This window comes from Streptomyces lancefieldiae (assembly GCF_031845825.1).
GTDB lineage: Bacteria > Actinomycetota > Actinomycetes > Streptomycetales > Streptomycetaceae > Streptomyces > Streptomyces lancefieldiae.
Window position 1 is genome coordinate 1 of record NZ_JAVRFH010000069.1, and the last position, 21,971, is coordinate 21,971.

Annotated in this window: 22 protein-coding genes and 2 pseudogenes; 13 read left to right on the top strand and 11 right to left on the bottom strand. The window is 71.4% G+C overall.

The window, feature by feature from the left end; all coding sequences use genetic code 11:
- Positions 1 to 127 (top strand): annotated as a pseudogene (locus tag RM812_RS36485) (IS481 family transposase); the annotation flags it as partial.
- On the opposite strand, the gene RM812_RS36490 reads toward RM812_RS36485, so the two are convergent.
- The gene (locus tag RM812_RS36490) at positions 124 to 462 is read right to left on the bottom strand and encodes an STAS domain-containing protein (protein ID WP_311583471.1); all 339 of its coding nucleotides are present in this window, start codon (positions 460 to 462) and stop codon (positions 124 to 126) included. The pseudogene RM812_RS36485 and the gene RM812_RS36490 overlap by 4 nt on opposite strands.
- 180 nt (positions 463 to 642) lie before the next feature.
- Between RM812_RS36490 and RM812_RS36495 the strand changes: the two genes are divergently transcribed.
- On the top strand, positions 643 to 2,148 hold the full coding sequence (locus RM812_RS36495; protein ID WP_311583475.1) for a carboxylesterase/lipase family protein: 1,506 nt from the start codon (positions 643 to 645) through the stop codon (positions 2,146 to 2,148).
- Here the strand turns inward: RM812_RS36495 and RM812_RS36500 are convergent.
- Together RM812_RS36500 and RM812_RS36505 are read right to left on the bottom strand one after the other, a co-directional pair.
- Entirely contained in the window at positions 2,105 to 2,347 is a 243-nt protein-coding gene (locus tag RM812_RS36500) for a DUF397 domain-containing protein (protein WP_311583478.1), read from the bottom strand. The two genes, RM812_RS36495 and RM812_RS36500, sit on opposite strands and share 44 nt — an antisense overlap.
- Positions 2,344 to 3,162, bottom strand: coding sequence for a helix-turn-helix domain-containing protein (locus RM812_RS36505; RefSeq protein WP_311583482.1), 819 nt, complete (start codon positions 3,160 to 3,162; stop codon positions 2,344 to 2,346). Before RM812_RS36505 ends, RM812_RS36500 begins: the two co-directional genes overlap by 4 nt.
- Positions 3,163 to 3,274: 112 nt before the next feature.
- Here RM812_RS36505 and RM812_RS36510 point away from each other — a divergent pair, with 112 nt between their 5' ends.
- Positions 3,275 to 3,691, top strand: a complete 417-nt coding sequence (locus RM812_RS36510) for an ATP-binding protein (protein WP_394816564.1) — start codon at positions 3,275 to 3,277, stop codon at positions 3,689 to 3,691.
- Between the two features lie 45 nt (positions 3,692 to 3,736).
- Here the strand turns inward: RM812_RS36510 and RM812_RS36515 are convergent, their stop codons facing one another.
- From RM812_RS36515 to mmuM, 3 genes are all read right to left on the bottom strand, one after another.
- Positions 3,737 to 4,951 (bottom strand): glycosyltransferase, encoded by a 1,215-nt coding sequence (locus tag RM812_RS36515; RefSeq protein WP_311583489.1) that lies wholly within the window; start codon positions 4,949 to 4,951, stop codon positions 3,737 to 3,739.
- Positions 4,948 to 5,748 carry a MerR family transcriptional regulator gene (locus tag RM812_RS36520; protein ID WP_311583492.1) on the bottom strand — a complete coding sequence of 267 codons (801 nt, stop codon included), beginning with the start codon at positions 5,746 to 5,748 and terminating at the stop codon, positions 4,948 to 4,950. The genes RM812_RS36515 and RM812_RS36520 overlap by 4 nt, the downstream gene beginning before the upstream one ends.
- 130 nt (positions 5,749 to 5,878) lie before the next feature.
- Positions 5,879 to 6,775, bottom strand: coding sequence for a homocysteine S-methyltransferase (mmuM, locus tag RM812_RS36525; protein WP_311583500.1), 897 nt, complete (start codon positions 6,773 to 6,775; stop codon positions 5,879 to 5,881).
- A gap of 124 nt (positions 6,776 to 6,899) precedes the next feature.
- On the opposite strand from mmuM, the gene RM812_RS36530 reads away from it, so the two are divergent.
- The 4 genes from RM812_RS36530 to RM812_RS36545 all read left to right on the top strand — a co-directional run bounded on the left by RM812_RS36530 (position 6,900) and on the right by RM812_RS36545 (position 10,397).
- On the top strand, positions 6,900 to 8,003 hold the full coding sequence (locus tag RM812_RS36530; RefSeq protein ID WP_311583505.1) for a glycoside hydrolase family 43 protein: 1,104 nt from the start codon (positions 6,900 to 6,902) through the stop codon (positions 8,001 to 8,003).
- 1 nt (position 8,004) lies between these two features.
- A complete protein-coding gene (locus tag RM812_RS36535) occupies positions 8,005 to 9,045 on the top strand; it encodes a rhamnogalacturonan acetylesterase (RefSeq protein ID WP_311583508.1) in 1,041 nt (346 codons plus the stop codon).
- A 99-nt stretch (positions 9,046 to 9,144) separates the two neighbouring features.
- Positions 9,145 to 9,606: a hypothetical protein gene (locus RM812_RS36540; RefSeq protein WP_311583511.1), complete on the top strand. Its 462-nt coding sequence runs from the start codon at positions 9,145 to 9,147 to the stop codon at positions 9,604 to 9,606.
- Positions 9,603 to 10,397, top strand: coding sequence for an isocitrate lyase/PEP mutase family protein (locus RM812_RS36545; protein WP_311583514.1), 795 nt, complete (start codon positions 9,603 to 9,605; stop codon positions 10,395 to 10,397). Before RM812_RS36540 ends, RM812_RS36545 begins: the two co-directional genes overlap by 4 nt.
- On the opposite strand, the pseudogene RM812_RS36550 reads toward RM812_RS36545, so the two are convergent.
- Together RM812_RS36550 and RM812_RS36555 are read right to left on the bottom strand one after the other, a co-directional pair.
- Positions 10,375 to 11,258, bottom strand: a pseudogene (locus tag RM812_RS36550) (aminoglycoside phosphotransferase family protein). The gene RM812_RS36545 and the pseudogene RM812_RS36550 overlap by 23 nt on opposite strands.
- A gap of 211 nt (positions 11,259 to 11,469) precedes the next feature.
- On the bottom strand, positions 11,470 to 12,078 hold the full coding sequence (locus RM812_RS36555) for a TetR/AcrR family transcriptional regulator (protein ID WP_394816565.1): 609 nt from the start codon (positions 12,076 to 12,078) through the stop codon (positions 11,470 to 11,472).
- 151 nt (positions 12,079 to 12,229) lie between these two features.
- On the opposite strand from RM812_RS36555, the gene RM812_RS36565 reads away from it, so the two are divergent.
- Both RM812_RS36565 and RM812_RS36570 read left to right on the top strand, forming a co-directional pair.
- A complete protein-coding gene (locus RM812_RS36565) occupies positions 12,230 to 13,981 on the top strand; it encodes a PHP domain-containing protein (protein WP_311583517.1) in 1,752 nt (583 codons plus the stop codon).
- A complete protein-coding gene (locus RM812_RS36570) occupies positions 13,978 to 14,499 on the top strand; it encodes a hypothetical protein (RefSeq protein WP_311583520.1) in 522 nt (173 codons plus the stop codon). The genes RM812_RS36565 and RM812_RS36570 overlap by 4 nt, the downstream gene beginning before the upstream one ends.
- A gap of 69 nt (positions 14,500 to 14,568) precedes the next feature.
- Here RM812_RS36570 and RM812_RS36575 read toward each other — a convergent pair whose 3' ends face one another.
- Positions 14,569 to 15,825, bottom strand: a complete 1,257-nt coding sequence (locus RM812_RS36575; RefSeq protein ID WP_311583523.1) for an FAD-binding protein — start codon at positions 15,823 to 15,825, stop codon at positions 14,569 to 14,571.
- A 155-nt stretch (positions 15,826 to 15,980) separates the two neighbouring features.
- Between RM812_RS36575 and RM812_RS36580 the strand changes: the two genes are divergently transcribed.
- Positions 15,981 to 17,300 (top strand): radical SAM protein, encoded by a 1,320-nt coding sequence (locus RM812_RS36580; protein ID WP_311583526.1) that lies wholly within the window; start codon positions 15,981 to 15,983, stop codon positions 17,298 to 17,300.
- Complete coding sequence (locus RM812_RS36585) at positions 17,297 to 17,497, top strand: hypothetical protein (RefSeq protein WP_311583529.1); 201 nt, start codon at positions 17,297 to 17,299, stop codon at positions 17,495 to 17,497. The genes RM812_RS36580 and RM812_RS36585 overlap by 4 nt, the downstream gene beginning before the upstream one ends.
- Positions 17,498 to 18,288: 791 nt before the next feature.
- On the opposite strand, the gene RM812_RS36590 is transcribed toward RM812_RS36585, so the two are convergent.
- The gene (locus tag RM812_RS36590; protein ID WP_311583561.1) at positions 18,289 to 19,071 is read right to left on the bottom strand and encodes an oxidoreductase; all 783 of its coding nucleotides are present in this window, start codon (positions 19,069 to 19,071) and stop codon (positions 18,289 to 18,291) included.
- Between the two features lie 77 nt (positions 19,072 to 19,148).
- Positions 19,149 to 19,727 carry a TetR/AcrR family transcriptional regulator gene (locus RM812_RS36595; protein WP_311583532.1) on the bottom strand — a complete coding sequence of 193 codons (579 nt, stop codon included), beginning with the start codon at positions 19,725 to 19,727 and terminating at the stop codon, positions 19,149 to 19,151.
- A gap of 328 nt (positions 19,728 to 20,055) precedes the next feature.
- Here RM812_RS36595 and RM812_RS36600 point away from each other — a divergent pair, with 328 nt between their 5' ends.
- Both RM812_RS36600 and RM812_RS36605 read left to right on the top strand, forming a co-directional pair.
- Positions 20,056 to 21,528 (top strand): AAA family ATPase, encoded by a 1,473-nt coding sequence (locus RM812_RS36600; RefSeq protein WP_311583535.1) that lies wholly within the window; start codon positions 20,056 to 20,058, stop codon positions 21,526 to 21,528.
- Positions 21,529 to 21,742: 214 nt separating this feature from the next.
- Positions 21,743 to 21,931, top strand: coding sequence for a hypothetical protein (locus tag RM812_RS36605; protein ID WP_311583539.1), 189 nt, complete (start codon positions 21,743 to 21,745; stop codon positions 21,929 to 21,931).
- The last annotated feature ends 40 nt before the right edge of the window (positions 21,932 to 21,971 follow it).

Sequence of the window (21,971 nt, forward strand, 5' to 3'; positions counted from 1 at the left end):
CAACACCGAACGCACCGCAGCCCTGACAGACTTCCTGCACACCTACAACCACCACCGCTGCCACACCGCACTCGGCGGCAAGCCACCCATCAGCCGTGTGAACAACGCTGCGGGTCAATACACCTAGCGCGTGAAGGTCGCGACGGTCTCGAGACCGGCGTGCCGCAGGGTGCGGTGGACGGCCGGGTGGGCGCCATGGACGGTGACGGCGGCCGGTTCCGGCACCCGGCTGACCGCGCGCAGCAGGGCGTAGGCGCAGGCCAGGTCGAGGTGGTCCAAGCCGCTCATCTCCAGGGTCCACGCGCCCGGCCGGCGCAGCCGCGGGTCGAGGAGGAGTTCTTCCAGTACGCGCAGCGCATGGGCGTCCAGGTCGCCGGAGAAGGCGAGAACGGCGTGTTCCTCGTCGGCCTCGCTGATCCTCACGGGGGTGGCCTGGCCGGGGTGGTGAGGGTCGACGGTCACGACGGCCTCCTCAGCAGCACGTGCGGGCGTGTCTTCCATTGTCCCCCCGCGACGTCGCGTGTCACACAGCGAGGACGCCGTACGACCGACGGCTCCGGAATACGCTCTGGCGCTGTGGCGCTCTTGTACGAGCGGCGACGGTGAACGGTGGTGGCACAGCGCGGCGAAAGGATGGTGCGCATGATGGCAGGCCGGACGGAACCCGTGGTCGGCACGCCCCACGGGTCGGTACGGGGCAGATACGAACACGGCGTCGCGGTGTTCCGCGGCATCCCCTACGCGGCACCGCCCGTCGGCCCGCGAAGATTCCGGCCGCCCGTGCCTCCCGCCCCCTGGGACGGTGTGCGGGACGCGACCGCCTTCGGCCCGACCGCCCCCAAGGCCCCGTACTCGGAAGCGTTCGCGCAGTACCTCTCCGACCCGGCGATCCCCGGCGACGACTGCCTCAACCTCAACGTCTGGACCCCCGAGCCGGGCCCCGGCGCCCGGCTGCCGGTCGTGGTCTGGCTGCACGGCGGCGCCCTGACCAGGGGCTCTTCCGCCGTACCCGTGTACGACGGCCGCCGCTTCGCCCAGAACGGCGTGGTCTGCGTGTCGCTCAACTACCGACTGGGCGTCGAGGGCTACGGACTGTTCCCGGACGCCCCCGCCAATCCGGGACTGCGCGACCAGATCGCCGCCCTGGAGTGGGTCCGCGACTCGATCGCGGCCTTCGGCGGCGACCCCGACCGGGTCACCCTCGCGGGCCAGTCCGCCGGCGCGATCAGCACCGGCGCTCTCCTCGCCGCCCCGCAGGCCCAGGGCCTCTTCCGGCGGGCGGTGCTGCAGAGCGGGGCGCCGGAGGCCTCCGACCGCGACAAGGTACGGCGCATGGTCCGCAGGATGGCCGCCCGACTGAAGATCCCCGCCACGGCCGAGGCCTTCGCCGCCGCCGACCGGGACCAGCTGCTGCGCGCCCAGGCCGAGGTCGGCAGGCTCAGCAGCCCCGTCCTGGGCGGGCCCGCCTTCGGGATCGTCGTCGACGGGGACGTGGTCCCCCGTGATCCCCTGGAGGCGCTCGTCGAGGGCGACGCGGCACCAGGCGTCGACCTGATGATGGGCTGGACCCGCGACGAGTACCGGCTGTGGCTCGTCCCCGGCGGCCTCCTGGAACGCGTCGACCGGCTCGGCACGGTCGCCCTGGCCGGTGCGCGGGCCCGCTGCCGCTGCGGCCACGAGGTCGTACGCGGCTACCGCGCCCTGCACCCGGACGCGGGCACCGCCGAGATTGTCGGCCAGCTCGTCACCGACCACCTGCTCCGCATCCCGATGCACCGCCTGGCCGACGCGCGGCCCGGATCGTCCTACGTCTACGAGTTCGCCTGGCCCTCGAACCTGCCCGACCTCGGCGCCTGCCACGCCCTGGAGCTGGGCTTCGTCTTCGACTCCGGGGACGCGCCGGAATCACGCAGGCTGGCGGGCGAGGGCGCGCCACAGGAGCTGGCGGACGCGATGCACGGGGCGTGGGTCAGGTTCGTCGAGTCCGGGGACCCGGGCTGGGCGGCGTGGGACGCCACACACCCCGTGCGGGTGTTCGGTGCGGGCGAGCCGACTGTGGCGTACGGTCCGCGCGACGCCGAGTACGACCTGTGGCAGGCCGACGTCACCACGCGAGGAACGCGGTCCAGGCGTCTGGTGCGACGGTGATGTGGGGGGTGGTGGGGTCGGGGGACTTGGAATCGCGGATGTGGATGGTGGTGGGTTCGGTGGCGACTTCCACGCAGTTGCCACCTTCGTCGCCGCTGTAGCTGGACTTGCGCCACTCGTAGGCGACTTCGAGGCACTGGCCGCCTTCGCTGCCGCTGTAGCTCGACTTGAACCACACAAGTGCGGTGCCGCTGCTCATGATTCTCCCAGGAGATGGTCCAACAGTTCCCTCGTATCCTCGGTGTTGAGGGCCTGCGTCCGCAGCATCGCATACTTCTGCGTCAGGATCCCCACGCCGTCGGGGTCGGCGATCAGATGGCTGCCACGCTGGGTTTCCATGTACGCGAGCCGCTGGTAGTCGGGGGTTTCCAGGAGGACGAAGGGACCGTCGAGTCCCGCGTGTGAGGTGCGGCCGAGCGGCAGAACCTGGAGGGTGATGCCTGGGACGTCCGCGCATTCCCGCAGCTTGCGTACCTGCTCGGCGTACACCGCCTCCCCACCCAGGTGGTCCCGCAGTGCGGCCTCCCAGATGACGAAGCTGGTGGTGGGCGGCACCTTGCGGTGCAGGATCTCCTGGCGCTCCATGCGCCTTGCGACAAGTTGCTCGATTTCGTCCACGTCGTAGACGGGTACACGGCTGCGGAAGACCGCTCGCGCGTACCCTTCAGTCTGGAGCTGCCCGGGCACAGCCAGGCTGTCGTACACCGAGATCGCGATAGCCTCCCGCTCCCGATCCAGATACTCCTCCGCCCACAACGGAACCAGGTCCACCTCCGGCATCTTGCTCAGCGCGATCGACAACGCGCCCTTGGTCCCGAGGAGTTCGTCGAGCTGCTCGGCGAGATCCGGCTTCAGCGGGCGTCTGCCCTGTTCGATCGAGGCGATCTGCTGCTCGCTGATGACGAACCGCTCGCCCAACGACCTCTGCGTGTGTCCGGCGGTCTGGCGGTAGAGGGCGAGCAGCGCCCCCACCATCTTCATCGCGGAGGCGTTCCTCCGTGCCGTCGTGCCCATGAGGTCGAACTCCCCGTCACTCCGCGTACCTTCACCACCGCGCACCCGTACGGACCGGCTGTACGGCCATGCGCTCTGTCCCATCATGACCACGGAGCGTGACTCTCGTCCCGTGAACAAGGAAACTCAACCCCTGTCCCCACGTGAGCGCTTCTACCGCAGGGAACGCCGGTCCGTCCCCGCCGCGAGGGCGTTCGCGCATGAGGCGCTCGCCGAGTGGGGTGTACGCGAGCGCGCGGACGACGTCGTGCTGTGCGTCAGCGAACTGGCGACCAACGCACTGGTACACGGCGTGCCACCCGGCCGCGGCTTCCTGCTGAGGCTGCTGCCCTGCGGTGACGGCGTCCGCGTCGAGGTGCACGACAGCGGGGACGGCGTACCGGCGGTGCCGCTGACGTCCGGACAGGAGCCCGGCGAGGGCGGGCGCGGACTGCTGCTCGTGTCGGAGCTGGCGGACAAGTGGGGTGTGGGGGAGCGGGAGCCCGGCAAGATCGTGTGGTGCGAGGTGGGTGTGGGCTGGAGGTCCTGACAGGAGTCTTTGGGAGTCGCGTCCGTGGACCGTCTCGGACCAGCGTCATCCCCCGGTCAGCTGCCGGACGGCCTGGAGCGCCCGGCCTGCTCCGTTCTCGGTCGCCAGGTGCTGCGCCGCTCTTGCGGCGGCCCGGCTGTGTGCCTGTTGCTTCACTACTCGGTCGAGTGACTCGGCGAGCCGTTCAGCGGTGAGGGACCGGAAGGGAATCGGAGCGGTGGCGGCGCCGAGGGCGGCAAGTCGCCCCGCCCAGAACGGCTGGTCCGCGGTCACCGGTACGGTGACCGCGGGCACCCCGGCACGCAACGCGGCGGCCGAGGTTCCGGCCCCGCCGTGGTGGACCACCGCGGCCAGCCGTGGGAACAACAGGGCGTGCGGAAGGTCCCCGATGGTGAGCACGTCGTCGGCGTCGGCCGCGAGCCCGGCACTGCCGGCCTGAAGGATGCCGCGCAGCCCGGCGCGACGCAGGGCTCGCACGGCGAGCTCGCTGAGCCGTTCCCCGTCGCCCGCCGCCATGCTCCCGAAGCCGATGAGGACGGGGCGGGGCCCGGCACTGAGGAAGTCCTCCACGTCCGCGGGCAGCCGTTCGGCAGCATCGTGAGGGGGCCACCAGTTGCCCACGACCTCCAGGCCGGACCGCCAGCCGGTGGGGCGTGGTACCAGTGCCGTGCTGAAGCCGTGCAGGATGGGCCAGTTCGCCTGTTCCTGCCGTCGGCGCGTCGCGGTGGCGGAGGCCGGGGGCAACTGGAGGCGGTGGCGCAGCTCTGCGACCGCCTGCTCGTAGACGCGGTCGGCCATGCGGAGAGCGAAGCGTCCGGTTGCGCGGTTGGCGAGTCGGCCCAGTGAGCGGGTGCCCGTGACGACGGGCGGGAAGTCGCCGGTCGGTGCGGTGGGCTGGAGGTACACGCCGAGGCTGGGCGTGCCCGTGGCCTCGGCGAGGTGCCAGCCGAGAGGGGCCGTGGTGGTCGACAGCAGGAGAAGATCCGCGCCCTGGGCCAGTACGTCGGCGAACCCCTGGCCCAGCTCGGTGATGAACGTGGCCGCGGTGCGCATCAGTTCACGGCTGCTCGGGGCGCCGCCGCGCCCCCGCGTGTCGGCGGGGAGGCCGCGGAATTCCAGCCCGGCGTCGCGTACGAGGGGCGCGAAGGTGTCTGTCGTGGCGAGGGTGACGTCGTAGCCGGCCCGGCGCAGTTCGGCGCCCAGGCCCGTGTACGGCGCGACGTCGCCGCGCGATCCGGCCGCGGCGATCAGGATTCTCATCGGCACTCCTCGGAATCAGTACGGCCGCCGGTGTGGCGGGCTGCGTTGGCGTGGACCGCCTTGCACGTGTAGGCGGCCAGGCCCGGACGTTGCTGGGAGGGCGGGACGACCAGGGCGAAGGCGCGGGGGTCGGAGACGAAGTCGTCCGCGATGCGCCGGTGCATGTCGGGCGGGCAGGAGGTGAACCAGCGTGAGATGTGCAGGCGGTGCTCCTCGGCGAGGTCCATGGCCCGCTCGCCGTCGCTCGGCTCCCCCTCGTCGAAGGCCGCGAGCAGTTCCGCGCGCCAGGCGGCGGCCTCGCCCATGAGCCGGCGCCAGTCCTCCTTGGTGTGGGCGGTCGCGCGCGCCATCGCCTCGCGCTGCCCCTCCGAATGCGCCCACTTCAGCTCCGCCTCGGTGGCATAGCTCAGGTCGAAGGTGATCTCACCGAAGACCTCGAAGCGTTCCTGAGGAGTCAGGGAAACCCCGGTCTTCTGGACCTCCACCGCCCGTTCCGCCACCTCGGCCAGCCGCTGCAGCCTGGCGATCTCCTCGCTCAACTGCCGCTGCCGGGCCCGGAGCCGCTCCAGGGCGTTCACCTGCGGGTCCTCGAAGATCGCAGCGATCTCGTCGAGGGGGAATCCGAGCTCACGGTAGAAGAGGATCTGCTGGAGACGGACCAGGTCGGCCTCACTGTAGAGCCGGTAACCCGCGGGGCTGCGCTCACTGGGGGAGAGCAGCCCCGCCTTGTCGTAGTGGTGCAGCGTACGCACCGTCACGCCGGCGAAGGCCGAGACCTGACCCACGGAGTAGCTCATCCACCTGTCCTTTCGTCGGCACACAGCTTCAAGCCTGACGTAAGGGGAGGGTCAACTCGCGCTCACCGGCCTCGGAGGCGAGGACGGAGGGGGGGAGGTGCGGCCCGAGCGGTCGCCGGGCACCTCGGTGTCAGCGTGCCGCCGCGATCGACGCGATCGTGTCCGGACCCACGCGGCAGCAGCCGCCGACGAGCCGGGCCCCGGACGCCCGCCAGGCCCGTACCCGCTCGGCGTCGAACGACGAACGCCCCCGCCAGGCCCGGGCCCGCGCGTCCCAGGCCTCGCCGCTGTTGGGGTAGACGACGACCGGCTTGCCGGTGACGCGGGCGGCGGTCTTGATCGCCCCGGCCGCGTCACCGGGCGCGCAGCAGTTCACGCCCACCGCGATCACCTCGTCCGCGTCGGCGGCCAGGGCGAAGGCCTCCTCCAGCGGCTGCCCGGCGCGGGTGCGGTCGCCCGCGACGGTGTACGACAGCCAGGCCGGTACGCCGAGTCCGCGCACCGCCCGCAGCAGCGCCGCCGCCTCGTCGGTGTCGGGGACGGTCTCCAGCGCGAGCACGTCGGGGCGGGCGGCCGCCAGGACCTCCAGGCGCGGCCGGTGGAAACGCTCCAGCGCGCCGACGCCGAGCCCGTAGCGGCCCCGGTACTCGGAGCCGTCCGCGAGCATCGCGCCGTACGGACCGGCCGACGCCGCCACCCACAGCCGACGGGTCACCCGCGCCCTGCGGGCCGCCTCGCGGGCCAGTTCCACGCTGAGGGCCATCAGCTCGGCCGCCCGCTCCCGGCCGACGCCGCGCCGGGCGAAGCCCTCGAAGGTGGCCTGGTAGCTGGACGTGATCGCCACGTCCGCGCCCGCCGCGAAGTAGGCGAGGTGGGCCTCGGTGACGGCCCCGGGCTCCTCGGCGAGCAGCCGTGCCGACCACAGCTCGTCGCTCAGGTCGTGCCCGGCCGACTCCAGCTGGTTGGACATGCCGCCGTCGAGTACGAGCGGGCCGGCGGCGAGGGCCTCGGCGAAGTCGCTGGTCATGTCACGACGCTAGTGCAACCTCGTCCGACCCGTTGACCTCCGGCGGTCGCCCCCTTACCTTTTCGGCGTTCGGCATGCCAAATAGCGTCCGTGATATCGAACCAGTCTGTCGAGAGGGACCCGCATGAGCCGCGCCGCCGACCTGCCCGCCGACCTGCCCGACGAGCCCGCAGCCCCCGCCCGACGCCTGCTGCTGAAGGGCGCCGCGGCCGCGGGAGCCCTGGCGGCCGTTCCCGCCGTCCCCGCGGCCGCGTCCGCCGCCGCGCCGGGGAAGGCCGCCCCGTACGGGAACCCGCTCGTCCGCAACCGCGCCGACCCGCACATCCGCCGCCACACCGACGGCTTCTACTACTTCACGGCGACCGCCCCCGAGTACGACCGCATCATCCTGCGCCGCTCCCGCACCCTGGGCGGCCTCGCGACCGCCGACGAGTCCGTCATCTGGCGCAAGCACGCCACCGGCGACATGGGCGCGCACATCTGGGCTCCGGAGATGCACCACATCGGCGGCAAGTGGTACATCTACTTCGCCGCGGCGCCGGCGGAGAGCGTCTGGGACATCCGTATCTGGGTCCTGGAGAACTCCCACCCCAACCCCTTCCGGGGCACCTGGGTGGAACGGGGGCAGGTGAGGACGGCCTGGGAGACCTTCTCCCTCGACGCCACCACCTTCACCCACCGGGGCAGCCGCTACCTGGCCTGGGCCCAGCACGAGCCCGGCATGGACAACAACACCGGCCTGTTCCTGTCCAGGATGGCGAACCCCTGGACCCTCACGGGACCCCAAGTGCGGCTGTCCACGCCCGAGTACGACTGGGAGTGCGTCGGCTTCAAGGTCAACGAGGGCGCGTCCGTCATCGCCCGCAACGGCCGGCTGTTCATGACGTACTCGGCCAGCGCCACCGACGCCAACTACTGCATGGGCCTGCTGACCGTCGACGCGGACGCCGACCTGATGAACCCCGCGAACTGGTCGAAGTCGCCGCACCCCGTCTTCACCAGCAACGACACCACCCGGCAGTACGGCCCCGGCCACAACTGCTTCACCGTCGACCGGGACGGCCGCACCGACGTCCTCGTCTACCACGCCCGCCAGTACAAGGAGATCGACGGCGATCCCCTCCACGATCCCAACCGGCACACCCGCATCCAACGGCTCGGCTGGAAGGCCGACGGCACCCCGGACTTCGGCGTCCCGGTGGCCGACACGGCGGAGGGGCGGGCCTGAGATGAGACGCGCGTACGCCGTCGGCGTCGCCCTCTGCCTGGCCGTCCCCGGTGCCCTCGCCACCGGCACCACGGCACAGGCGGCGGCGCCCCGCCCACCCGGGAACTGCACTGCCAACGCCTGCCACTTCGACGTGCCGGCGGGCACCTACGACGTGAAGGTGCTGCTCGGCGGCGACGGCGCCGCCCGCACCGCCATCAGCGGCGAGAGCCGGCGGTCACTGCTGCCCGAGACCGCCACCGCGGCCGGCGAGCGCGTCGCCCGCAGTTTCACCGTGGACGTCCGCACACCCGAGGGCGAGCCCACCGGACCCGACGGCACCCCCGGCCTGGACCTGACGATCGGCGGTTCGGCGCCCGCACTGGCCGGCGTCACGGTCACCCCGGCCCGGCACGCGCGGCAGATCTTCCTCGTCGGGGACTCCACGGTCTGCGACCAGCCGGGGGAGCCGTACTCCGGCTGGGGCCAGCAGCTGCCGCAGTACCTCCGCAAGGGCCTGTCCGTCGCCAACCACGCCGACTCCGGTGAGAGCACGGTCAGTTACCTGGCCGACGAACGGCTGTGGGGCACCGTCCGGCCGCTGATCCGCCCCGGGGACCTGGTGCTCGTCCAGCTCGCGCACAACGACAAGACGACGGACGGGGCGACCTACCGGGCCAACCTGGAGGCACTGGTGGCGGGCGTGCGGGAACGGGGCGGAGAACCCGTCCTCGTGACGCCGGTCGTGCGCCGCTGGTTCAACGCCGACGGCACCCTGAACAACGGCACCGCCCTGCTCGTCAACGGCCTCGGCGTCGACCATCCGGCCGTCGTCCGCTCGGTCGCCGCCGCCGGGGGCGTACCGCTGATCGACCTGACCGCGAAGACCAAGGCACTCGTGGAGTCGCTGGGCGTGGAGGGCTCCAAGGCCCTCTACCTCTACGCCGAGAAGCGGGACAACACCCACACCTCCGCGTACGGCGCCACCGTCTACGCGGGGCTGGTGCGGGACGAGCTGGTCGCCCTCCGTCTGGTGCCGCGCGGTGGTGTGCGGACGCGCTGATCCGGCGCGGTCCCGGGGAGGAGTCCGAAGTGTTCCGGCGGCGGCCCTGCCGGAACACTTCGGCCGTGACCGAACCAACGGCCTCATAGCGTGAGGTACATGAACGCCACGCAGACCTCGATCACACCCGCCCAGGCCGTCACCGGCATGGTCGACCACGTCCTCGCGCTCGCCGCCACCTGGACCCGCTGGGACGGGAGGCCCGCCCACGTCGACGACCGCGTATACACCCCGCACAAGGCGATCCGGCGGGTCGCCGACCACCTGGTCGACCATCTCGCCGAACTGGAGGCGCGGCTGGCGGGGGAGCAGCCGCAGCCCGACCACTGGCACGCCTCCACGATCACGACGGAGGCGGACCGCGCTCCCTTCACGCGGGAGGACCTCGACGAGGCCCGCAGCCGCCTCACCCGGCTGGCCCGGATCTGGGCCAACCGGCTCGACGCGCTCACCGACGAGCAGCTCGACCACTCGCCGGGCGAGGGCTGGAGCTTCCGCGAACTCGCCCGGCACCTGGAGGAGTCCGTGTACTACGCCGACGCGGTGGGGGACCTCTCGTGACCGTCTTCGCCGATCTCCACCGGGCCGGCGAGCCCCTGCTGCTGCCGTGCGCCTGGGACCACGCCTCCGCGCTCGCCCTGGCCGGGCAGGGCTTCCGGGCGGTCGGCACGACCAGCCTCGGCGTCGCGGCGGCGGCCGGGCTGCCCGACGGGGCGTCGGCGACCCGCGACGAGACGCTGCGGCTGGCCCTCACGCTGGGCTCGGAGCCGTTCCTGCTGTCCGTCGACGCGGAGGGCGGCTACAGCGACGACCCCGACGAGGTGGGGGAGTTCGCGCGGGAGCTGGCGGCGGTCGGGGCCGTCGGCATCAACCTGGAGGACGCCCTCGGGCCCGCCGACCGGCACGCCGCGAAGATCGCCGCGGTCAAGTCCGCGGCCCCCGGCCTCTTCGTCAACGCCCGCACGGACACGTACTGGCTCGGCGACGGTGACGGTGACGGGGAGGGGTACGGGGGAGGCCGTGCCGCGGAGACGGTGCGACGCCTGGACGCCTACCGCGAGGCCGGCGCCGACGGCGTCTTCGTCCCCGGCCTCACCGACCCCGGCCGGATCGCGTCCCTCGTCGCCCACCTCGACGTCCCGCTCAACATCCTCTACTCACCCACCGGCCCCACCCTCGCGCGCCTCGCCGACCTCGGCGTGGGCCGCGTCAGCCTCGGCTCGCTGCTCTACCGGCGGGCCCTGGGCGCGGCCCTGGAGACGATGGCCGACATCGGCGCGGGCCGGGTCCCGGGCGGCACGACGCCCGCGTACGACGAGGTGCAGGCGCTCAGCCGGCCAGGGCCGCGGTGATCTGCCGGGTGGTCTGCGCGGCGATCCGCGGGTGGGTGGCGGCGTAGTGGGTGTAGGCGTTCAGGCCGGTGGCCAGTGCCCAGCCGCGGCCTCTGGTCCAGGTGGCGTCGTCCACGCCGAGCGCGGCACGGAAGACGGCCCGGCTCCCGGCCGACAGCAGCGTGAAGGCGATGGTCAGGTCGCAGGCCGGGTCGCCGACGCCGAGCCCGCCGAAGTCGATGACCGCGCTGAGGCGGCCGTCGACGGTCAGCAGGTTGCCGGTGTGGAAGTCGCCGTGGAACCAGACCGGAGGCCGGTCCCACGCGGGCGCCCGCAACGCCGCGTCCCACAGCCCGGTCAGGGCGGCGGCGTCGAACGCGCCGTCGACCTCGGCGATGGCGGCCCGGGTCGCGCGGTCCCGTTCGGCCAGCGGCCGGCCGGCCAGGTCCTCGCGGGCGTCCCCGGGCGGGAACCGCTGGAGGCGGTCAGGAACTCCGCCAGCCGGGCGGCCGCTTCGCATGAATCGCCCAGCGCCTCCACGGTCGCCACCTCGCCGGGCAGCCAGCGCGACACCGACCACGGCCACGGACAGCCGAAGGCGGGCTCGCCGACGGCCACCGGGACGGGGACGGCCAACGGCAGGTGCGGGCCGAGGCGGGGCAACCACTCGGCTTCCTTGGCGGCCTGCCCGACCGCTCCGGCGTGACGGGGGAGCCGGACGGACAGTTCCTCGCCCAGCCGGTGGATCACATGGTCCGAGCCGGCCGGGTCGAGCAGCCGCAGGGGCAGCCCGGCCCACTGCGGGAACTGCGTGTCGACCAGGCGCCGGACGAGCACGGAGTCGATCCCGGAACCGGCCTCGGAACCGTTCCCGGAACCGATCGAGGCGCGGGTCGCGGAACCGGTGTCTGCCACTTCCGCCACTTCCGCCACTTCCTCCGTTGCCAAGGGGCCTCTCCCGAGGTGGGCCCGCTCCGTGCGGCGGGCGGCCGTGGCCATCACAGTGCGTCCGGGGCCGGTCTGTCGACCGGGTTTCCCGAGGGCGGCGGGAGGAGGACGGGCCGCGGCGGCGTACCGTCGCGCTGCCGTGCCGTCAGCGACCGCGCGTGCCGTCAGCGACCGCGCGTGCGTCCTGCTCCCGGGGCCAGTGCTCCAGCGCCACGTGCAGGGCCTCGACCGCCTTGTCCCAGGAGGCCTGTACGTCGCGCGGGGCGGCGAAGCCGCCGGTGGCCTCCAGGGCGCAGTAGCCGTGGAAGGTGCTGCGCAGCAGTCGTACGGCGTCGGTGAGGTCGGGTTCGGTGAGGCCGTAGGCGCGGAGCATGCCGTAGGTGACCTCGGCGGTGCGGCGCAGGGCGGGGGAGTCGGGGATCAGGGACGGGTCGACGCGGATCTGGGTCGCGGCGTAACGGCCGGGGTGGCGCAGGGCGTACGCCCGGTAGGCACCCGCGAAGGCGGTCAGGGCGTCCTTGCCGGCCCGGCCCGCCACCGCGGTCGCGATCTCGTCGATCAGCTCGCCGCCGGCCAGCAGCGCGACCCGGACGCGCAGGTCCTGGAGGTTCCTGACGTGGGTGTACAGGCTCGCGTCCTTCACCCCGAAGTGCCGGGCCAGCGCGGAGACGGTGACGCTCTCGAACCCGGTCTCGTCGGCGAGGTCGGCGGCGGCCGCGACGACGCGGTCGGTTGTCAGACCCGCTCGGGGCATGGGCCACCTTTCCGGCTTCCTAGGGCTCCTAGGTTTCATGCTAGGGCAGACAGGGCGGCAGGCGGGGCTCACCTCCGAGTCGTTCAACGTTCATCTTCTGCCGGGAGTCTCCTCACAGCCGCGAACGGCGGCGACTTCCAGGAGGGGCTTCATGGGGCACGGACACGGACACACGCACGGACACGGACACGGACACCCGCACGGGCACACGCACGGCCACCACCACGGCGACGCGCACCCGCACGCCCACGAGCACGAGGCCGCGCCGGCCCTGCCCGCCGCGTTCGACACCAGCGTGCCCGACGAGGCCCTCAGCCCCGAACAGCAGTCGCGCCGTGGCCTGTTGCGCCGCGCGGGCCTGCTCGGTGCCGGCCTGGCCGCCGGGACCGTCCTCGCCCAGACCGCGACCGCCGCCCCCGCGCGGGCCGCGAGCAACGGCCGCCGCGGCAAGGGCTTCCTCTGGCTCGCCGGCGACCACCACATCCACACCCAGTACAGCAGCGACGGCAAGTACCGCGTCGTCGACCAGGTCCGCCAGGGCGCCCGGCACGGCATGGACTGGCTGGTCATCACCGACCACGGCAGCGGCACGCACGCCAGGATCGGGGTGGAGAAGGTCAACCCGGACATCAGGGAGGCCCGCGCCGCCTACGAGGACACCCTCGTCTTCCAGGGCCTGGAGTGGAACATCCCGGCCGCCGAGCACGGCACCGTCTTCGTGCACCCCGGCAAGAACGAGGTCTCCGTCCTCAAACAGTTCGAGACCGGCTACGACGGCGCGGTCAAGGCCGCCACCGGCTCCTCGCCCGCCAACGAGGCGCTCGCCATCGCCGGCCTGACCTTCCTCTCCGAGCAGGTCAGGAGACGCAAGGTCAAGGACGCCCTCATGCTCGCCAACCACCCGGCGCGCAAGGGCATCGACTCCCCGCACGAGATCCGCGCCTGGCGCGACGCCACCTCCGCCGGCCACCGCATCGCCGTCGGCATGGAGGGCGCGCCGGGCCACCAGGCCGGCGGCCTGCCCAAGCCGCTCGGCCCCGGCGGCGCCCGCGGCATCTACGACAACAGCCCCGGCAGCAACTCCTTCGCCGGCTACCCCCTGGAGAGCTACCGCACCTGGGGCGGCTTCGACTGGATGACCGCCACCGTCGGCGGCCTGTGGGACAGCCTGCTCGCCGAGGGCAAGCCCTGGTGGATCACCGCCAACTCCGACTCCCACCAGATCTACGGCGACACCGCGGCCCGCGGCGGCGGCGACTTCAACGCCAACGGCCGCTACGACGACCCGGTCTACGGCGGCTCGATCGACACCACGGAGAACGACTACTGGCCCGGCTACTACAGCCGCACCCACGTCGGCGCGGAGGGCTTCTCCTACGCCGCCGTCATGGACGGCATCCGCGCCGGCCGCGTCTGGGTCGACCACGGCCAGCTCATCAGCGGCCTGGACGTCCGCGTGTCCGGCGGCAGCCGCTGGGCCACCCTCGGCGGCGCCCTCCAGGTCAAGAAGGGCACCCGCGTCACCCTCACCGTGGACGTGGCCCTGGCCGGCGGCCCCAACTGGGCCGGTTTCCAGCCCACGCTGGCCCGCGTCGACGTCATCCAGGGCGACGTCACCGGCGAGGTCGAGGACAAGGACACCTTCACCGCCCCGTCCGCCAGGGTCGTCAAGTCCTACGAGGTGAACAAGGCCACCGGCACGGTCACCCTCACCTACGACCTCGGCCGCGTCGACCACCCGGTCTACCTCCGCCTGCGCGGCACCGACGGCAACCGCTCCGCCGTGGGCGCGAGGGGCGCCTCGGTCGACCCGGCGGGCCCGGCCATCGACGTCGTCGGTGACGCCGACCCGTGGCGCGACCTGTGGTTCTACTCCAACCCGGTCTGGGTCCTGCCCTCGTGACCCCACCGCCGTACGCCCTGCGCATCGACACCGACGTGACGAAGCTCCGGGAGGCCGACCGCCTGCTCCAGGACCTCGCGGCCGAACTGGCCCTCCCCGAGGACGTGTTCGGCTGCACCCACCTGGTGCGGGAGGCCGGCCGGCGGCGCGTGGCACTGTCCCTGGCCGGCCGGTCGCGGGCGGTGGCCGACGCCGTGCGCGCCCGGCTCACCGCCCAGGGGCACACGGTGACGGACGGCACCTGGGACGAACCCGGACGCGCGGTGCTGTTCCCCGGCGCCGCCGCCCTGACGGGCACCCTCACGGTCGCCGAGCTGCTGGACCGCTCGGCGATCGACCGGGTCCGCGTCCTCGGCGCACCCGACGGGCCCGGCCCCGAGGCCCGGCTCGTCACCCGGGAGTTCGTCCGCCCCCGGTGGGAGCACCACGAACTGGTCCTCGCCGCCATGCCCGCCGCCGGCGGCACCCTGGTCCCCTTCGAGGACTCGGACCCCACACCGTGCTGCGCGGACCACTGAGCCGGTGGACGCGGCTTCCGGCTCCGGGGACCCGTCCCCCGGAGCCGGAGCCGCACCCCGCGCGGGGGCTCAGCCGGCCAGCACGTCCCGCACGAACGCGTTGCTGAACTTGCCCTTCGGGTCCAGCTCCGTCACCAGGGTCCGGAAGTCACCGAGCCTCGGGTACAGCCCGCGCAGGGCCGCCGGCGCCGTCGTGAACACCTTCCCCCAGTGCGGCCGGGCCGCGAACGGGGCCAGCGCCTCCTCCAGCCGCCGCACGACCGGCAGCACCGCCGCCGTGTCCTCGACCCAGGTGAAGTGCGCCGCCACGGTGTCGCGCCCGTACGCCGGGCTCAGCCACTGCTCGTCGGCGGCGACCGTGCGTATCTCGCAGGTCTGCAGCACCGGCGCGACGGTCTCCCGCACCGCGTCCACCGCGTGCAGGGCGTCGAGGGCATGCTCGCGCGGCATCAGGTACTCCGACTGGAGCTCGGCACCGCTGCTCGGCACGAACTCCGCGCGGAAGTGCGGCAGCCGCTCGTGCCAGGGGCCCGGCACCCCGAACTGCTCGGTGCAGTTGACCGCGGGCATGCCCGGCACCGGATGCATCCTCTCGGTGGCCGGCGCCGCCCACGGGAAGTCGACCGGCGGCTGGTCGGTGCGCCGCTTGAGCCAGACCTGCCGGAAACCCGGCGCACGCCAGTCGGTGAACAGGCTCACGCTGTACGCCGCCGCCAGTACCGTCCGGAACGTCTCCGCGTCCAGCCCGGCGAGCGGCAACTCGGTGAAGACGTGCTGCTCGACCTCGTAGGCCGGCTCCAGGTCGAGGGTGAGCGCCGTGACCACGCCGAGCGCGCCGAGCGAGGTCACCGCGCCGCCGAACCGCTCGTCGCCGCGCGCCAGGGTCAGCGTCGAACCGTCCGCCGTGACGAGCTCCACCTCGCGCACCACCGACGCCAGCGAGCCGTTGCCCACACCGGAGCCGTGCGTGCCGGTCGCCACCGACCCGGCCACCGAGATGTGCGGCAGCGACGCCATGTTGGGCAGCGCCAGCCCCCGCGCGTGCACCAGCCGGGCCAGCTCCGCGTACCGGACGCCGCCGCCCACCCGCACCGTACGGGCCGCCGTGTCCACGTCGACCTCGGGCGGCAGCGCGGCCAGCGACAGCAGGACGCCCTCGGCGCCCGGCTCGGCGATCTCGTTGAAGGAGTGCCCGCTGCCCAGGACCCGCACCCTCGCGCTCCCGGCCACCACCGACCGCAGCGCGCCGGGCGAGTGCGGCCGGAGCAGCTCCTTGGCCGTGTAGGTGATGTTGCCGGCCCAATTGGTCACGGTGGTGTCGGTCATGCCGCAGCCCCTTGCTGAGATCTCGAGATCCGCGAGGACCAGGAGTCCTCCGCCGAAAACCTACCTGGCGCGCCAGGAGGGGACCCGGGCGGGAAGAGCCACGGGCGGGGGCATACCGTGAGAAGTCGAACGCCTGAGCCGGGAGGAGACACGGGATGGGCAGCCGTACCGCGCTGGTCGAGGATCTGATGGAGCGCTTTCCGCACGTACCGCGGGAAGCCGTCTTCAAGGAGGACCTGCTCCGCGGCGGGGTGGCCTTCGACCCCTCCGCGCTGAGCGACAACGAGGACGGCGAGGTCAAGCCGAAGTCGTACTTCATCTTCTCCTTCGACCACGGCACCCTGCCCGAACTGGGCGAGGCCGCGCTGCGCCGCCCGCCCGAGGAGATCATCCTCACCGGCGGCCCCTACGACCTGCGCCGCACCGTCGTCTCGGTCCGCGTGAACCCGTCCTCGCCCTACCGCGTCGCCGCGAACGAGGACGGTGTCCTCGGCCTCTACCTGGACGGCAGGCGGATCGCCGACGTCGGTGTGCCGCCCATGCCCGAGTACTACCGGCACAAGCTCTCCAACGGGAAGTCGGTCATGGAGGTGGCCCCGACCATCCAGTGGGGCTACCTGATCTACCTGACCGCGTTCCGCGTCTGCCAGTACTTCGGCGCCAAGGAGGAGTGCCAGTACTGCGACATCAATCACAACTGGCGCCAGCACAAGGCGGCCGGGCGGCCGTACACGGGCGTGAAGGACGTCGACGAGGTCCTTGAGGCGCTGGAGATCATCAACGAGTACGACACCGCCAAGATCTCCACCGCGTACACGCTCACCGGCGGCGCGATCACGTCGAAGGTCCAGGGTCTGGACGAGGCCGACTTCTACGGGCGGTACGCCAAGGCCATCGAGGAGCACTTCCCCGGCCGCTGGATCGGCAAGGTCGTCGCCCAGGCCCTGCCCAAGCCGGACGTCCAGCGCTTCAAGGACTACGGCGTGCAGATCTACCACCCCAACTTCGAGGTGTGGGACGAGTACCTGTTCAAGATGTACTGCCCCGGCAAGGAGCGGTACGTCGGCCGCGACGAGTGGCACAAGCGCATCCTCGACTCCACCGACGTCTTCGGCGCCCGCAACGTCATCCCCAACTTCGTGGCCGGCGTGGAGATGGCCGAGCCCTTCGGCTTCAAGACGGTCGATGAGGCGATCGCGTCCACCACCGAGGGCCTGCGCTTCTTCATGTCGCACGGCATCACGCCCCGGTTCACCACCTGGTGCCCCGAGCCCACCACCCCGCTCGGCAAGGCCAACCCGCAGGGCGCGCCGCTGGAGTACCACATCCGGCTGCTGGAGGCCTACCGCGCCACGATGGACGAGTTCGGCCTGTCCTCGCCCCCCGGCTACGGCCTGCCCGGCGCCGGCCGCGCCGTCTTCTCGGTCAGCTCCTTCATGGACAGCCTGCCGGAGGACGAAACCGCCGAGGCGTGAACCCGGCGGCCGGGAACCGGCCGGCGGGCCGCGACGCGGGCCGCCGGCCGCCGACGTCACCGGACGGCCGGGGCCGCTCGAAGTCCGACGACGGCGCGGGCAACACCACCCGCACCGAGTACGACAATCGCGACCGCAAAGTCACCGAGGCCAACGGCAAGATCACCCGAAACCTCGAGACCTGGCCGGCAACCTGATCGCCACGACAGGTGCAGACGGGGACGTGGTGCTGCAGCTCACCAACCTGCACGACCCGGCTTCCGCTGGTGGATGCCACCACGCCTATCGTCAACACCTACGACGAGTACGGCAATCTGCTGCCCGGCACCGACCCTGCAGTGAGCTCGCTTGAGTACGGTGGCTGCGGGGGCTGAGCCGACTGGCTGACCGAACCCCTCAACCGCCCGCCCCGCCAGGACCGCTGGGAGGCGAGGCTTGGGTCCCTCGCACTCGAGATGGCGCGTGCACCTTGGGCCGGTCCGGACCGGGGACCGCCCGGCCGGGGTGGATGACCGACCGCCGCCCGCTGGGTACCGGACCCTTTCCCGCCGACAACCCTGGCGAAGCGGAGCCGCGTCCGGCCGCCGGACGCCGCGTACTCGGGGCCGGCCCCGCCGCCCTGGCATGAAGCAGCTCCCCACCCTGAGTCGTCGTGGGGAGCTGCTTCACGTCGGCGGGTCTGCGTCAGTATGTCCGAATCCTCGGGGTGGCCACCGAGGGCAAGGCTCCGACCTGCGGAGTCTTGCCAGTGGCCGCCGCTTGGCCATCGTTCGTGAGATTCGGCCACGGAATCTGAGATCCCACAATGTCTGTAGGATCTCGCGACCCGTGGCATAGAGCAGGCCTATGACCTGCGGATTTGCTATCTGTCTCACGGCTTGGCCAGAAGATTCCGTCTCACGGGCATGTCATTTCCTATGGCTGCGCAGCGGGCGCCTATCGTCCCGCAGCCGTAGGAATCAGCCTCGCCCCTGCGGGACGCTCCGGTTCAGAGCGTCTTGACGGTGCCACCGTCGATGACGTAATCGGCGCCGGTGATGTTGCCTGCAAGGTCGGAGAGGAGGAACGTGATCAGGGCCGCTACTTCTTCGGGTTCGGTGATGCGGCCGGTGGTGATGTTGAAGGCTTCCGGGATGTGCTGGAGGAATGCGGTGTGATCCGCCCCGGCCCCGGCCGCCACCTTGCCACCGAATCCTTCGGGGTCCTCCCATATGGCCGTGCGGACCACTCCGGGCGAGACGGTGTTCACGCGCACACCCTGGGGCCCGAACTCCTCGGCCAGGGACTTACCGAGTGCGGCGAGGGCCGCCTTGGCCGCGCTGTAGGCGACCGGCCCGGCGGCGGGCAGACGGGAGTTGATGGACGCGACATTGACGATTGCCCCACGGCGCTCGATCAGGCTCGGCAGAGCCGTGCGGGCGGCACGGACGGCACTGAGCAGGTTGAGGTCGATAATGCGGGTCCACCGAGAGTCGTCGGTGTCGAGGAAGCCGACGGGCTCCACGTCGTCCCCGGCCCCGACGTTGTTCACCAGTAGGTCGATGCCGCCCAGCTCTCTGAGGGCGCTGTCCATGAGCGTGGCGACGCCTTCGGCGGTGCTCAGGTCAGCAGACACCGTGTGCGCGCCGGCTTCCTTCAGCTCGGGCGTGATGGTGCGGGCAGCGCCGACGACGCGGACACCTTCGGCCGTGAGAGTCCGGACGGTGGCGAGCCCGATGCCGCGGCTGGCACCGGTGACGACGGCCGTCTTGGCGGTGAGGTTGAGGTGCACGACACTCCAATTTTTGACTTGTAAGTACAAAATGCGGGCAGCAGTCACCCAGGTGGAAAGAGTGCTGCTGGTTCGGCTTAGAGAGAGTCGACCGTCGCGTCGATCACCCGGGCGAGTCGATCAGGGGTTTCGGCAACACGCGCCATGAGCCGCAGGCCGACGACCGTGTTCAGCAGCAGGCTTCCCCAGGCTGCGGGATCACGTTCCGGTGCGATCTCTTCGGAACGTTGCCCTTCTTCGATCAACGCGCAAAAGGCGTCCTCGGTCCGGGCGAACATGTGCTGGACAAGCTCGGTTGCCACCTGGTCCGTGCCTGCGAGTTCTGCCGCGGTATTCACGGCCATGCAGCCCCGACGGTCCGGGTCGGCAAGGTCCATCTCGGCGAGTAGCCTCAGCGTCCTGCGTAGGCGCACCTTGACCGGGCCGGGCTCCTCGAACATCTCGATGAGGGCGACGGCCTGGCTGTCGCGGTAGCGGCGAAGTGCCAGCTCGAACAAGGCGTGTTTGCTGCCGAAGGTGTTGTAGAGACTGCCCTTGCCGATGCCGATCGCATCGACGAGGTCCTGCGGCGTGGTCGCGGCATAGCCCTTCCGCCAGAACACGTTCATGGCGTGCTCGACGGCGGCATCCGGGTCGAACTGCTTGGGCCTTCCCATGATCAGAACACTACCATCGTTCTTGACCTTTAAGTCAAGAACCTGGAGTTCCGTAGCTGCTGCACTGCCGAGGCGACCCGTGCGCCAAATCGCGAGCTCGGACGATCTGCCCCATGCCTTGGTGCTGGGAATGAGGGGGTGATGGGGGACCTGCTCGTCCGCGATGAGCTGACCCGCCACATGGGGTGCGATGCCCCCAGTCGCCGGCAAGCGGCCGGCGTAGTTCGGGGACGATTGCGGAGGCTCACCAGTCATCCGAACGCGTTCATTGTGGAAGTAGGAGTACAGTTTATGGATCTGTGGTTCTACTTCTTGGTATCGGAGAAGCATGGACAAGCCCGTCGAGATGTTCGACCGCGACTACGAATGGTCGGCGCTGACACGGTTCATCGAAGATGAACAGCCCGGAGCGACGCTCGGTGTGGTCTCCGGGCGGCGCCGTCAGGGCAAGACGTTCTTGCTCGACGCGGCCTGCCGTGCCGCGGGTGGGTTCTACTTCGGGGCGACCGAGGCCGCCGATGCTGAGTCCCTGCGGCGTATCAGTGCTGCGCTCACGGCGCATGTGCGACCCGCCAGTCCGTACCACTTCGCCGACTGGGCCGAGGCCGTCGACGCGCTCCTGGCGCTGGGCACCGAGCGGCCCGTGCCCGTCGTGATCGACGAGTTCCCGTACCTCGCCAAGGCGAACCCGGAGCTTCCCTCGATCATCCAAGAAGCTCTGCGGACTCTGCGGGACCAGCGCAGCGGCTCCCGCACCCGGCTGCTGCTTTGTGGCTCGGCGCTGTCGTTCATGGGCAGGCTGCTGGCCGGCAACGCACCTCTGCGCGGCCGGGCAGGGCTGGAGCTGGTTGTCCGTCCTCTCGACCACCGCCTTGCGGCCGAATTCTGGAACATCACAGACCCGCACCTGGCCCTGAAGGTCAACGCGATCGTCGGCGGTACACCTGCGTATCGACGAGAATTCGCCCGCGGCGACACCCCGAACGGCGCCGACGACTTCGACGACTGGGTCGTCCGCACCGTCCTCAACCCTGAGACTCCTCTGTTCCGCGAGGCCCGCTATCTGCTCGCGGAAGAACCCGACCTACGAGACACCGCCCTGTATCTCTCCGTGCTGGCCGCGGTCGCCGACGGCAATGCCACCCGGGGGGGTATGGCCGGGTACCTGGAACGCAAGGCCACCGACATCGCGCACCCCATCAATGTCCTTGAGGACGCCGGTCTGCTGCACCGGGATGCCGACGCCTTCCGCGACAACCGGCCCACCTACCGCATCGCCGAACCGCTGATCGGCTTCTATCACGCCATCATGCGACCGGTATGGGACCAGTTGGAACGCCCCGGCAGCGCAGCCCGGGTCTGGCAGGCCAGCCGTCGCCGCTTCACCAGCAACGTCCTCGGCCCTCACTTCGAACAGGTCTGCCGCGACTGGGCGCTGCATCACGCCGACCCGGAACTGGTCGGTGGTCTGCCCGCCCGGGTCGGACACGGAGTGGTGCACGATCCCAAGGCTCGCGTCGGACATGAGGTGGATGTGGCGGTCGTCGGTATCGCCGACGGCTCCAAGCCGCCGCTGCTGGCCATTGGCGAGGCCAAATGGAACGACACGATGGGCATCGCTCACATCGAGCGCCTTCGCCACATCCGGGATCTCATCGCCCAAGCGGGCCGCTACGACACCACCGGCACTCGACTCATGTGTTTCAGCGGCGCAGGCTTCAACGACAGGGCATACGCGGCCGCGCAGACGGACCCCAGTGTCCGACTGATCGACCTGAAGACGCTCTACGGCACGGGCTGACCGTGCTCCGATGGCACGTTGTGGCGGTCGCGCGGTTACCTTGGAGCGCCGAGGCATGTGACATAGCCGCACTCCGCCTTCCCGGTGAAGTCCCCCCCAAGCCTGCTATGTCGTGTCAAGCCGCTTGAGTGAGGTCTTCCGTGTTCGACTGATTCCGTCATTTGACCATCCCCTCGTAGCGTAGAGGCCCTGGCTGCAGGGGAAGTTGGGAGTTGTGGCGGAGAAGAGGCGGAAGTTCGACGCGGAGTTCCGTGAGGGGGCCGTGCGTATCGTGACCGAGGCCGAGAAGTCGCACGCCGCACCTCCCGCGCTCTCCAGCACGTATGTCGTGAACGAGTTCCTCATTCCCGGCGACCTGGTCGCCGCAAGGCGTACGTTCGCGCAGGCGATTGCTCACTGCTAAGACATGACCTCGGGGTTGTCCAGCGGCGCGGACATCGTGG